The following is a 12232-nucleotide window of genomic DNA, read 5'->3' on the forward strand; positions in this document are numbered from 1 at the left end:
CTCGTCCGGACGGCGGCCCGCAGCGCCCGACCGGCGGCCGTTGTGGTGGCCGGCGGTCGGAGGTCTTCTCCTACCCTGGTAGGAGACGGTAATACTGGCGCGGTGGATCACAGCCCTGGCCTGACCGACTTTCCCACCGACGACAGCGGGCGCCGCAGCAGCGTCTCGTTCGGCCGGTCCGTCGTCGCCGACGCCCTGCGCCATGTCGACCCGGCGGCGGCCGCCGCCACCGAGCGGGAGACCGACTGGCGGCGCGGCTACCTCCGTCACTTCCGGGCCCTGGTGGAGACCGGTCTGGCCGCCGACGGGTCGGCCGGTTACGAGATCGCCGAGGCCGGGCTGGCGTCGGTGCAGGCCCGCATCCGGTTCCGCCGCGACGACGGCGAGTTCACCCTGGCCCAGGCGTTGCTGGCGGCGCCGGCCCGTCCGCTGGAGACGGTCGAGGTGAAAGGCGCCGGCCGGCCGGAACGGGAGGTGGTCCTGCCGTACCGGGGTGAACTGCTGCGCGGCGACGGGCTGCGGCGCCGCCTGGACGCGTGGGTGGCCGCCGGCGTCATCGAGGAGTCCTGCGCCGAAGCCGTCCGCGAGGTGGCCGCCTCCCCGGACTGGCTGGACCTGAGCGATCAGACGCTCGTCGCGCTCGGGGCCGGCACCGAGATGGGCCCGGTCGGCTCGGTGCTCGGCTGGGGCGGCACCGTCCTCGCCGTCGACCTGCCCCGGCCACCCCTGTGGGACCGGATCGAGCAGGCCGCCACGCGCGGCGCCGGACGGCTGTTCGCCCCGGCGGCCGGACCCACCCCCGGCGCGGATCTGCTCGCCGACCTGGGGGCGGTGGCGCAGTGGCTGCTCGGCTTCGACGGGCGGCTCATCCTCGGCAACTACGTGTACGCGCCCGGCTCGGCGTACCCGCTGCTGGCCGCGGCCGTCGACGCGCTCGGCGTGCACCTGCGGCACCACCGGCCGGACACCGCGCTCGCCTTCCTGGCCACCCCCACCGACGTCTACGCCGTCCCGGAGGCTGCCGTCGCACACGCCCGGGAGCGGTACGCCGCCCGGTCGCGCCGCGCCCGCCTGACCGCCGCCGTCTCCGGTGGCCGCCTGCTGCGCCCCAACTATCCGTGCGACGTGGTGCCCGGACTCAACGACAGCCTGGTCCCGCAGCAGGGGCCGAACTACGCGCTGGCCAAGCGCATCCACCGCTGGCGGGCCACGCTGACCCGGCGCGACGGGGTGGTGAGCTTCGCGGTGGCCCCGCCCACCCGGACCCGCTCGGTGCTGCGGAACCGTCTGCTGGCCGCCGCGTACGCCGGGGCGCACCTGTTCGACGTGGAGACCTTCGAGCCGGCCACCGCGAGCCGGCTCATGGCGCTGCTGCTGGTGCACCAGATCCGCACGCCACGGGCCGCCTCCCCGGCCGCCTGGCGGGACGAGGCGATCGGCGCGGCGCACGGCGGGTTGTGGCGGGCCGCGTACCACCCGCGTACCGCGCTGCCGCTGGCTGCCGTCCGTGGGCTGGTGCCGCCCCGATGATCGCGGGTCTGCTGCTGGCGGCCGGCGCCGGCCGCCGTTACGGTATGCCGAAAGCCCTGGTCCCGCACGGTTCCGGGTTGCTCGTGCAGCACGCCGCCGGGGTGCTGCGGGCGGCCGGCTGCGACCGGGTCCTGGTGGTGCTCGGGGCCGCCGCCGACGAGGTGCGGGCCGCCGCGCCGGATCTGCCGGAGACGGTCGTCAACCCGGATTGGGAGTCCGGGATGGGTTCGTCACTGCGGACCGGGCTCACCTCGCTGAGCGCGACCGAGGTGACGGCCGCCGTGGTGCTGCTGGTGGACATGCCGGGGGTCACCGCCGCGGCGGTCCGCCGGGTGCTGGCCCACGCGTCGCCGGCCGCCCTCGCGCAGGGCGGGTACGGTGACCGCCGCGGCCATCCGGTGCTGCTCGGGCGCGACCACTGGGCCGGGGTGTCGGCGAGCGCCGTCGGCGACCGGGGCGCCCGGGACTATCTGCGGGCCCACGACGTGCTGGTGGTGCCGGTCGGGGACGTCGCCGACGACACCGACATCGACGTTCGGTAGCGGACGGGTCACCCAAAATTACCGGCAACCTTTCTCACCCACCGACACACTTGAACAGTAGAAAGCAATTCTGTATTCGCATTATCAGACGGTTACTTAATTGATTTCCACCTGTTGACAAATGCATTCCACGCGATTCAGGATGATCGAGCTCCCATTCCCCGGGGAGCGAATCCCCGACGAAAGGCTTCGCGTGTTCAACAATCTGCGGAAACGGTGGCGAGCCGGCGTGGTGGCGATCGCCGCCCTCGGACTCGGGCTCGGCGCCGTGGTCTACACGCAGGGCGCCTCGGCCGCGACGTGGCCGTCCGCCACCGGTTCGGTCGCGCTCTCCGCCAGCAAGGCGGTGTCCGGCACTCTGGACGGCGGCCTGAAGCGCTACTACGGCAAGGGCGCTCTCGGCTCCGGTGACCAGGAAGAAGGCCAGGACCCGCTGTTCGTCCTCGCCGACGGCGCCACGCTCAAGAACGTCATCATCGGCTCCCCGGCCGCGGACGGCGTGCACTGCCTCGGCTCCTGCACCATCTCCAACGTGTGGTGGGAGAACGTCGGCGAGGACGCCGCCACGTTCAAGGGCGGCTCCAGCGCCAAGTACGCGGTCACCGGCGGCGGCGCGAAGGGCGCCGACGACAAGGTGTTCCAGCACAACGGCGGCGGCACCCTGACGATCAGCAACTTCGCCGTCAGCGACTTCGGCAAGCTGTACCGCTCCTGCGGCAACTGCTCGACGCAGTACAAACGCGCCGTCGTGGTGAAGAACGTGGCCGTCACCTACCCCGGCTCCAGCCTGGTCGGCATCAACTCGAACTACGGCGACACGGCGACCTTCTCCGGCGTCACCATCACCGGTGACAGCAGCAAGAAGATCTCCATCTGCGTGACCTACAAAGGCAACAAGACCGGGGCCGAACCCACCAAGCTCGCCACCTACAAGGGCAGCACCGGCGGCGACGGCACCTACTGCAAGTTCACCACTTCGAACATCACCTACAAGTAGTAACCGGTTCCCGCGGCAGCCACGCCGAAGCGCTCCCCCAGCGCTTTCCCCCGGCGCGCGCAGCGCGGAACCACCGGTGAGACGGCCGGGCCCGGTGCCAGACGGGCCCGGCCGTTCCCTTTCTCCGGTACGCGTGACAGCGCCCCGCCACATTCGGACCGTCCCGTCCGCGCGGCGCCCGCTCACGGGGGTGGTCCAGCCTGTGCTCCCCCGCCGGGCTGAGATCGGTGCGACCACGGCCGGCCGGCCCAGCGCCGCCTCAGAACCCCCGGAACAACCCTCAGGACCAGCCGAACCCCAACCGGCCACCAGAGCTGCCTCGAAGGACGGGGCACGACGCTGAGAACCAGCCGCGAAGCTGCCGGGGCCGGGGGCTAGGACCGGCCGCCGACACGTCGTTCGCGGGCGGCGGACCGGGCCCGGGCCCGGCTGACCAGGCGTTCCACCTCGTCGGCGGTGGCCGGGCCCGGGTTGACGACAGCGGCCCAGCCCTGGACGGCGTAGGCCGGATGTGGCATCAACCGGTCCTCCTCAGCGAAGTCGATCTCCTCCCGATACTCGGCGAACGCCTCCGGCCCGTACCCGAAGAGGTTCTGGAACTCGGCCCGTCCCACCTCGATGTTGAGCCGGTAGCGCCCCGGCTCGCCGAGGCGCGAGGCGGTGTCGAAGCCGGGCACGTCGGAGTGGACGATCGTGGCGAACGGCCGCGCCCGGTCCTCGCCGGCGAAGAAGAACCGGTCGCCCCAGGTGTAGGACGGCATCTCGGAGCCGGGCTCGATCCGGGTCTCGGTGACGCCGGGCAGGCCGCTGATCCGGGCCGCGCAGGCGGCGCCCGGCCCGTGGCCGATGTGCAGGATCGCGTCGCACGCCCCCGCGATCCCGGCGGTCAGCGGGAAGTGGCCGAGCACGTCGGTCGCCCGTTCCCGCAGGTCGTCGCCGGCCGGTGGCGGCAGCAGCGCGGTCTCGGCGCCGAGCCGCTCCTCGTAGGTGCCGGGTTCCGGCACGCCCAGCCCGGCCGGGACGCTGGCCCCGAGACTGCCGGCGACGAAGACGTAACGGTCGCCGAGCAGGACCGAGACGATCGAGCCGGCGCCGGCCCACTCGGCGGCGTAGTCGACACCCTTCCAGTGGGTCTCCCAGCGGCTCGGGCCACGCTGCAGGTGGGCGTTGTGGGCGGCGACCAGGACCGGGCCACGGTCGCGTTCGGCGGCGAGGATGTCCAGCAGGTTCTGCGCCATGATCGAGTCGCGGGCCGCGAGCATCCGGCCGATCCGCTCCGACTGGGTGCCCGGCGCGGCCATCGCCGCGTGGTAGGTGAGCAGGCCGATCGCCGTGGTGGCGAGCACCTTCGCCCGGTGCCAGGCGGCCGTGGAGGTCTTCGCGACGAGGCGGGGCGCGCCGGCGTACAGAAGCGTCTTGAAGTCCTCGGCGAGGCCGCGGAGCGCGGCGGCCTCGGGTGACCCACCGGGTGATCGCGTCGCGTCATACATGATCTCCGGCGCGCTCCAGCGGGCGTCGTCACCGATCAGGCGGTCCAGGTCGGGCGCCGGGACGCCGAGGTAGTCGCGCAGCTCACGAAGGAGACGGCCGGGGCTGGGGGCGGCCTCGATCTCGGTGGGGGCGTCGAAACCGTGGAAGGCGACATGCTGGTCGGGCGGCAGGTCCGCGTTGTGGGCGCGCAGCCAGTCGATCAGCTCGCGGGTGGCCGGGTGCCCGCCCCAGCCGTGGCTGATGCCGGTGCTCAGGTCGAGGTCGTCGCGGCGGCCGCGCACGTAGTCGTCGACCGCGAGCGCGGCGGCGCGGTCCGACTCGATCGCGATGGACCGGAACCCGTGCCCGGCGAGCGTCTCGAGGATCCGGTTGCGGAGGCGTGGGAAGGCCGGTTCGCCGTGGTAGGGCTCGCCGAGCGCGAGCAGATGCGGCCGGCGCGCGGAGATCAGGGACTGCAGCTCGGTGTCGAAAGCCATGACCTCAACCGTATCGTTGAACCAGCGGTTGAAACTTTTCTTCGATCCTGCTGGAGAGAGTGCTCTGAAGTCTCAAAACGGAGTTCACCGGCCGGTGGATCTGGCGCGGGCGCACGGGCTGTCCGCGCAGGCGGTCCGCAACTACGAGCGGGCCGGTGTGATCCCGCCGGCCGGGCGCACCGCGAGCGGATACCGGATCTACACCGGCGATCACGCGGCCGCACTGGCCGCCTACCTCGGGCTGATCCCGGGCTACGGCTACCCCGCCGCCGGGGAGATCATGAGGGCCGTGCTGCGGGACGACCTGGAGTCCGCCCTCGCCGTGCTCGACGGCGCCCACGTGCGGTTGCGCCGCGACCGGGACACCGTGACGAGCGTCGCCGCCGCCCTCGTCCAGGCGCCGTCCGGGCCGCCGTCCGATCAGCCGCTCTCCATCGGCGCGCTCGCCCACCGGCTCGGCATCACCCCGGCCACGCTGCGCAAATGGGAGCGAGCCGGGATCCTCGCACCGGAACGGTCCAGAGGCGCCCGCGTCTACTCCTCCGACGACGTCCGCGACGCGGAGCTGGCGCACCTATTGCGCCGCGGCGGGTACCCGCTGGATCACATCGCGACGGTGATCGAGCGGGTCCGCGCGGCCGGCGGACCGGGGCCGCTGGCCGCCTCGATCGAACAGTGGCGGGCCCGGCTCACCGCCCGCGGCCGGGCCATGCTGACCGGTTCGGCCCGGCTGTCGGACTATCTGGACGGCCGGCAGAAGAACGCCGCCCCGCCCGTGGGGGTAACGGGCGGGGCGGCGGATCTCGGCGATCAGCGGGGGAAGTCGCGGTAACTACCGGTGTAGTAGTCACCCACCTGCCGGCGGTACTCCGGCGTCTCGAAGGTCTCCTTGTCGTACTCCGGAGAGCTCTTGATCTGCTCCTTCGTACGGTCGACGTAGACCTTGCGCTCCGAATGGTCGAAGTTCTGCACCGTGCCGGCCGGGAGGAGAACCTTCCGTCCGAAGATCCACGGTCCGGTGTCGACCACGAGGAACGAGTCACCGACGTCGTAGCTGGCCTTGTCGATCGAACCGATGTGACCATCGGTCGCCTCGACGCGGTAACCGACCAGGTCCACGCCGGTCCGCCCGGTTTCTTCGGTGCTCTCCGCGGTCACCGGGTCGTTGCCCAGTGCCGACGGTTCACGCCAGGCCCACGGGGTGAACGGCGTTGGTTGCATAACGGCCTCCTCGAATCGATGAATTCGCCGTCGCCCATCTGCTACCCACCGCCCCGGGGGCTAATCACCGCACGATGTCACTTCCGGAGAGCGCGGCCAGATCGGCACGATCCGGCAGTCCCTCGCAGTCGCCCGGGACGGTCACCGCGAACGCTCCCGCGGCGATCGCCGTACGCAGGCGCTGAGCCGCGTCCGCCCCGGCCAGCCGGTCCGCCAGGTAGCCGGCCACGAACGCGTCGCCGGCCCCGACCGGGTCGACCACCGTCACTCTCCGGGCCGCGGCCTCGAACCGCTCCCCGCCGATCAGCGCCCGGCAGCCGCGCGCCCCGTCCTTGACGATCACCTCGGCCGGGCCCAGCTCGGACAGACCGTCCACCGGGTCGTCCGCGTCCACGAACAGCGCCGCCTCGTCCGGGCCGGCGAACACCACATCGGCACGGCTCACCAGGTCGCGCAACACCGGGGCGGCGTCGAACCGGGACCACAGCTTGCCCCGGTAGTTGACGTCCACCGACACCGGGACACCGGCAGCGCGGGCTTCCTCGACGGCGTGGAAGACGGCCGCGCGGGCGGTGTCGCCCAGGGCCGGGGTGATGCCGGTGACGTGCAGGATCCCCGCCGCCGCCACCTCGTCACGCGGGATGTCGGCCGGCGTCAGACGGGAACCGGCGCTGCCGGCCCGGTGATAGTCGGCCCGGATGAACTCGCCCGACCTGCGGTAGCGGATCATCAGGCCGGTGTGCGCCTCGTCGGGGAGGGCCAGCACCCGTACGCCGGAGGCCCTGAGCCGGGCGGCGATGAGAGCGCCGGTCGCGTCCGGGCCGAGGCGGCCCAGCCAGGTCGCGTCGCCACCGAGGCGGGCCACGCCGAGGGCCACGTTGCTCTCCGCGCCCGCGACGCCGAGGGTGAAAGTGTGGGCGTGCTCCAGGGGGCCGATGCCGTCGGCCACGAAGATGCCCATCGACTCACCGAGGGTGAAGAGCCCGCCGGTCATGAGCGGGCGAAGGTCACGGCGTCGACCGCGTGGCGGGCGCGGGCGGCCAGCGCGGTGAGACTGCCACCGGTGGCGGCGTCGCCGATCAGCGGGCCGCCGAGCCCGACGGCGACGGCGCCGGCCGCGAACCACTCGGCGATGTCGTCGAGACCGATCCCGCCGGTCGGCATGATCCGCACGCCGGGCAGCGGGCCGCGCACGTCCTTGAGGTAGCCGGGGCCGAGGCCACCGGCCGGGAACAGTTTGATCAGCGGGGCGCCCGCCCGGAACGCGGCGTGGATCTCGGTGGGGCTGAACGTGCCCGGATAGAACGGGACGGGCTGCGGGCCGAGGCCACTGACCGGCGCGACCAGGAAGGCCGCGCCGGCGTCGACCGCGGCCTTCGCGTCGTCGTCGGTGAGGACGGTGCCCGCGCCGATCATCACGGTGCCGGGCAGTTGCCGGCGCAGGCCGGAGATCGCTTCGAGGGCGCCGTGCGAGGTGAGGGTGATCTCCAGGGCGGTGATGCCGGCGGCGACCAGGACATCGGCGACGGCGGCGAAACCGTCGGCGGCCGGTGCCCGGAGGACGGCTACTAGACCGCTGTCGACGATGGCGGCGGAGACAGGATCGAGGGGAGCGCGTTGATCGGTCACGCGTTCGATCCTGCCCGATGCAAACGTTTGCAGCCAGACCGTCCCGGCCGCCGGCGAGCCCTCCCGCCGCCCGGCCTCAGCCGCCGGGCAGGGCGGCCTCACCCGCCGCCGCAGGACGGCCTCACCCGCCACCAGACGGCCTCACCGCCGCTGGACGGCCTCACCCGCCGCCAGACGGCCTCACCGCCGCTGGACGGCCTCACCCGCCGCCAGACGGCCTCACCCGCCGAGCAGGCGGCCGATCGTGTCGAAGACGTCGGCGTAGAAGGTGCCGCCGATGGTGCGGAACAGCTGGAAGTCCTTGCCCGGGCTGCCGAAGAACGGCCGCAGCGTCCAGGCGAGCTGGGTGCCGACGAAACCGAACAGCAGGATCCAGATGTAGAGCAGCGTCATGCTGGCCGAGCCGTCGGCGCCGGCCGGGCGCGGCGGCTCCGAACGCATGGCGAAGTCCGGGATCTGGACCTGGACCGGGGCGGGCGCGGTGAGCACGGCGCCGTTCTTGTCGGCGGTGGCCACCGCCGGTTCGGCGGGCGCCACCGCCGGTTCGGCCGGCGCCGGGGCGGCGGCCTTCTCCACGGCCCGCCCGGCACGGGACTCGGCGAGCGCCTTGGCCTCCTGGTGGTCGTTGAGCGCCCGCATGCCGGCCGTCAGGAAGCGCAGACCGACCAGCGCGGTCAGCATCAGGATCGCCACGTTCAGCAGCTTGAAGAACGCGTAGCTCTGCGCCGTGATCAGGAAGAACAGGCTGATCGGGGCGAACGCCAGGGTCAGCACCGCGGTCACCGTGATGGTCACCATGATCAGGGTGAGCGCCTGGAGCACCGACAGTTTCGCCCCGAAGACGAGGTTGAACAGATACAGCGTCGGAAGACAGATGGCCAGGGTGGCGAGGAACAGCAGGGGAAGCTTCACGAACGAGGCGGCGGCCTGTACGGCGCCGTTGGAGAAGCCGAGAACCGCGCCGTACAGGGCCAAGCTCAGCGCCGAACTGATCAGCATCTGCCCGGTGAGCTGCTTGAGGTCGCGCTCCTCGATGATCTGGCGCCAGATGCCGTCCCGATCCCGGAGCAGGCGTTCTATCACCAGCAAGCTGTTGGCCATCTTCGTCTCCCGATCTGTTGGGGGGAAAGTTCGCGGAGGTTACCCTGACGCCGTGACCGACCCAACCCTCAGGGCCTCCGACGCGGAACGGTACCGTGTCGTCGCAATGCTGGAACAGCATGTAGCGGCAGGTCGTTTGACGCTTGATGAATACACCGACCGCGTCGACCGCGCACTCGCCTGCCGGACGCACGGCGACCTGGCAGCGGTCACCGCCGATCTGCCGGCGCCTCCCCGGGCCGAGGAGGACAACCGGCATCTGCTGTGGGCGTTCCTGGCGGCGGCTGTCGTCCTGATCCTCTTCAGCGTCGTTCTGGGTCTGGCTCGCTGAGAGCCGGGCGCTTCGGCCTGACCCGCCCGTTCAGCGACGGCAGCGGCTTCGGCGGCGTGTCCAGGATGCTCAGCTCCTCGCGAATCGCCGCCTCCAACTGCTGCATCACCAACGGGACCTGAGCCAGCAGCTCCCGGAAGTGGGTCTGCGGCTGCACCCCGACCACCCCGGCCGGGTTCATCTCCCCGTGCAGGCGTTCCAGCTGGAGATGCACGGCGAGCGCCGCGCTGCGGACCGAACCGGAGGCCAGCAGCCGCACCGGCATCAGCGACGGGCCGATCTGATCCACATATGCCAGCGGCGTCGGCGGCTTCTCCCCCGCGTCGTACGCCATACGCAGCTGGTGCGTGGCCCGGTCGAAGGCCGCCAGCAACCGGCAGTAGGCGTCCTTGCGTTCCTCGTACCACTGCCGGTCCCGGCGTTCCCGGGTCAGCAGCTGCTTGTTACGAGCGGAGACGAGATGCGCCATCGCGGCGCCGGCCAGCGCGAACACGACGGCCACCAGGGGCAGTCCCCACCACGGGATCTGAGACACCCGCATACCGTATCGAGCCCGCCCCGGGCGGTCAGTCAACCACACCTCGCTTCCCACGCCGCGTCGATGTCCCGGGACACCTCCTCCGCTGCCCGGGACGGTCCCAGCAGCTCACCGCGCCGACGTAGGGTTTCCACCCGATCGTGGCCGAGCCGGTCCGCGGCCGCCGCCCGGGCCCGGTCCAGACGTGCCGCCTCCGCCGGATACACCTCGGCCGGCGGCAGCGCCCCGTCCAGCAGCACCGCGGCCTCGTCGGCGCCCACCCGCACCAGCAGCACGATCAGGTTCCGCAGCGCGGCGGCCCGCAACGTGTGGTTGCCGGCCCGGCGCCACAACCGCAGCACCTCCCGGAACTCGGCCAGCGCCGGACCCGGATCACCGTGCCGGCTGCGCACCGCCACCGCCGCCGTCCCCGCGGCCGCCTGGAACAGCCGGTCGTCGACCGGCACGGCCAGCGCCACCGCCTCGTCCAGCAGGGTCAGCGCCCGCTCCGGGTCGGTGTCGCCCAGCGCCTCTCCCAGCCCGTACCGGGCTTCGGCCCGCGCCCCCGGATTCCCGGTCGCGTCGGCCAGCACCACCGCCTCCCCGGCCAGTGCCACCGCCTCCGCGGTCCGTCCCGACCAGGCCAGCACCAGCGCCTCCCCGGTCAGGCCGGAGACCCGGGCCAGCCGGTCACCGTCCATCGCCCGGTAGTGCGCGGCCGCCGTCGCCGCGTCACACGCCACCAGGGCCACGTCACCGAGCACCTCGTGCGCGGCCGCTCCCGGCGGATCGGCCCGCCCGGCCAGCTCCCGGGCCTCGGCCAGATCCCCACGCCCCCACGCGTGGGTGGCCGCCGCCGCGAACGCGTCCGGGTGCCCCGGGCCGTCGAGTGCGGCCCGGCCCCACGCCAGCACCTCGTACTGCTGGCAGCGGTAGCCGTACCGGTACAGCGCGGCGGCCAGCCGCACCCGGTCGCCGGCCCGGCCCCGGGCGAAGGCCAGCCGCAGGTCGGGCAGCAGGGCGTCGATCTCCCGGACCGCGGCCGCCTGGTCCGGGCCGCGCATCCGCCGGTTCAGCCGCTCGGCCGCGTCGGCCATGGCGGCCGCGTGCCGCGCCTCGGTCGCCGCCCGGTCGGCGCCCGGATTCTCCGCGGCGTAGGCCCGCACGGTCTCCAGCAACCGGAACCGTCCCGGCCCGTGCCGCGCCACCAGCGACCGGTCCACCAGCCCGGCCAGCAGCGGCGCGATCATCACCCGCGGCAGGACGCCACTCTCCCGCCCCGCCACCGCCGACCCGCTGCCATCCGCCGGCCCACTGCCAACCGCCGGCCCACTGCCAACCGCCGGCCCACTGCCAACCGCCGGCCCACTGCCAACCGCCGGCCCACTGCCAACCGCCGGCCCACTGTCGTGCGCGGCCCCCGGCTCGTCCGGTTGTGCGGGATCGTCGGCCGCCACCGTCTCCGCGGCCGTCACCGAGAACGCGCCCGCGAACACCGCGAGCCGCCGCAGCAGCCGCTCCGAAGGCTCGTCCAACAGCCCGAACGACCACTCGACGACGGCCCGCAGCGTCCGGTGCCGGTGGTCACCGTCCCGCGGCCCCCGGCTCAGCAGATCGAGCCGGTCGTCGAGCCGGGAGTGCAGCTCGTCCACCCCGAGCGCGGCCGCCTGGGTGGCCGCCAGCTCGATCGCCAGCGGCAGCAGATCGAGCCGCCCCACGATCTCCCCGACCAGCGCCGAATCCGGAACCCGTGCCCGTTCCCCGAACAGCCTCCGGCCCGCCTCCGGGGCCAGCGGCCCGAGCCGCAGCACCCGTTCCCCGTCCACCCGCAGGCTCTCCTGGCTGGTCACCACCACCCGCACGCCGCGCAGCGCCTCGGCCACCCGCGCCGCGCTCCCGAGCACATGCTCACAGTTGTCGAGCACCACGATCCGATGCCGCCGTGCCGCCGCCCCGATCACCGCGAACGGGTCGTCGTGCGGCGCCACCCGCGCGCCCACGCCGACCGCCACCGCCTCGACGAAGTCCTCCTCCCGCACGTCGGCCGCATCCACCCAGGCCACCCCGGCGTCCGCCCGCACGGTCTCCGCCACCAGCCGCGTCTTGCCCACCCCACCGGGCCCGATCACGCTGACCAGGCCCGGCTCCGCGAGCATCCCGGCCAACTGCCGCTGCTCACCCTCCCTGCCGAGAAAAGACGAGAACCTGAGGGGTACGCCCGGCGCGTCCCGCCCGTGGTCGACGGCGACCCCGCTGCCGGGTCCGGACCGTCCGGCCCGTTCCGGGCTGATCCGGTGGTCACCCGATCCGCCCCCGGCGTCTGCCGCCGCTTCCGCCTCGCCGCCGTACCGCGGGTGGTTCCGGTGTGTGGAGTTCGGGCGCGATTCGCGCCCGAAC

General features: G+C 73.2%; 11 protein-coding genes and 1 pseudogene. 5 read left to right on the forward strand and 7 right to left on the reverse strand.

Features of this window, described 5'->3' with window-relative positions:
- The first annotated feature begins 102 nt into the window (after positions 1-102).
- From AB0I88_RS33850 to AB0I88_RS33860, 3 genes are all read left to right on the forward strand, one after another.
- On the forward strand, positions 103-1530 hold the full coding sequence (locus tag AB0I88_RS33850; protein WP_361034179.1) for a hypothetical protein: 1428 nt from the start codon (positions 103-105) through the stop codon (positions 1528-1530).
- Positions 1527-2072, forward strand: a complete 546-nt coding sequence (locus tag AB0I88_RS33855) for a nucleotidyltransferase family protein (RefSeq protein WP_361034182.1) — start codon at positions 1527-1529, stop codon at positions 2070-2072. The genes AB0I88_RS33850 and AB0I88_RS33855 overlap by 4 nt, the downstream gene beginning before the upstream one ends.
- 193 nt (positions 2073-2265) lie before the next feature.
- Positions 2266-3069 carry a pectate lyase gene (locus tag AB0I88_RS33860; RefSeq protein WP_361034185.1) on the forward strand — a complete coding sequence of 268 codons (804 nt, stop codon included), beginning with the start codon at positions 2266-2268 and terminating at the stop codon, positions 3067-3069.
- Positions 3070-3443: 374 nt separating this feature from the next.
- Here the strand turns inward: AB0I88_RS33860 and AB0I88_RS33865 are convergent, their stop codons facing one another.
- Complete coding sequence (locus AB0I88_RS33865) at positions 3444-5036, reverse strand: DUF6194 family protein (RefSeq protein ID WP_361034187.1); 1593 nt, start codon at positions 5034-5036, stop codon at positions 3444-3446.
- Between the two features lie 64 nt (positions 5037-5100).
- Between AB0I88_RS33865 and AB0I88_RS33870 the strand changes: the two genes are divergently transcribed.
- The gene (locus AB0I88_RS33870) at positions 5101-5868 is read left to right on the forward strand and encodes a TioE family transcriptional regulator (RefSeq protein WP_361034210.1); all 768 of its coding nucleotides are present in this window, start codon (positions 5101-5103) and stop codon (positions 5866-5868) included.
- On the opposite strand, the gene AB0I88_RS33875 is transcribed toward AB0I88_RS33870, so the two are convergent.
- The 4 genes from AB0I88_RS33875 to AB0I88_RS33890 all read right to left on the reverse strand — a co-directional run bounded on the left by AB0I88_RS33875 (position 5847) and on the right by AB0I88_RS33890 (position 8987).
- On the reverse strand, positions 5847-6257 hold the full coding sequence (locus AB0I88_RS33875) for a PRC-barrel domain-containing protein (protein ID WP_361034190.1): 411 nt from the start codon (positions 6255-6257) through the stop codon (positions 5847-5849). The two genes, AB0I88_RS33870 and AB0I88_RS33875, sit on opposite strands and share 22 nt — an antisense overlap.
- A 64-nt stretch (positions 6258-6321) precedes the next feature.
- A complete protein-coding gene (locus tag AB0I88_RS33880; protein WP_361034193.1) occupies positions 6322-7251 on the reverse strand; it encodes a sugar kinase in 930 nt (309 codons plus the stop codon).
- The gene (locus tag AB0I88_RS33885) at positions 7248-7886 is read right to left on the reverse strand and encodes a bifunctional 4-hydroxy-2-oxoglutarate aldolase/2-dehydro-3-deoxy-phosphogluconate aldolase (protein WP_361034196.1); all 639 of its coding nucleotides are present in this window, start codon (positions 7884-7886) and stop codon (positions 7248-7250) included. The genes AB0I88_RS33880 and AB0I88_RS33885 overlap by 4 nt, the downstream gene beginning before the upstream one ends.
- Positions 7887-8105: 219 nt before the next feature.
- On the reverse strand, positions 8106-8987 hold the full coding sequence (locus AB0I88_RS33890) for a hypothetical protein (RefSeq protein ID WP_361034199.1): 882 nt from the start codon (positions 8985-8987) through the stop codon (positions 8106-8108).
- 52 nt (positions 8988-9039) lie between these two features.
- On the opposite strand from AB0I88_RS33890, the gene AB0I88_RS33895 reads away from it, so the two are divergent.
- A complete protein-coding gene (locus AB0I88_RS33895) occupies positions 9040-9318 on the forward strand; it encodes a DUF1707 domain-containing protein (protein WP_361034202.1) in 279 nt (92 codons plus the stop codon).
- Here AB0I88_RS33895 and AB0I88_RS33900 read toward each other — a convergent pair.
- Together AB0I88_RS33900 and AB0I88_RS33905 are read right to left on the reverse strand one after the other, a co-directional pair.
- On the reverse strand, positions 9290-9859 hold the full coding sequence (locus AB0I88_RS33900) for a hypothetical protein (protein WP_361034204.1): 570 nt from the start codon (positions 9857-9859) through the stop codon (positions 9290-9292). The two genes, AB0I88_RS33895 and AB0I88_RS33900, sit on opposite strands and share 29 nt — an antisense overlap.
- A 29-nt stretch (positions 9860-9888) precedes the next feature.
- Positions 9889-12232 (reverse strand): annotated as a pseudogene (locus AB0I88_RS33905) (hypothetical protein); the annotation flags it as partial.

This window comes from Actinoplanes sp. NPDC049802 (assembly GCF_040656595.1).
Taxonomy (GTDB): domain Bacteria; phylum Actinomycetota; class Actinomycetes; order Mycobacteriales; family Micromonosporaceae; genus Actinoplanes.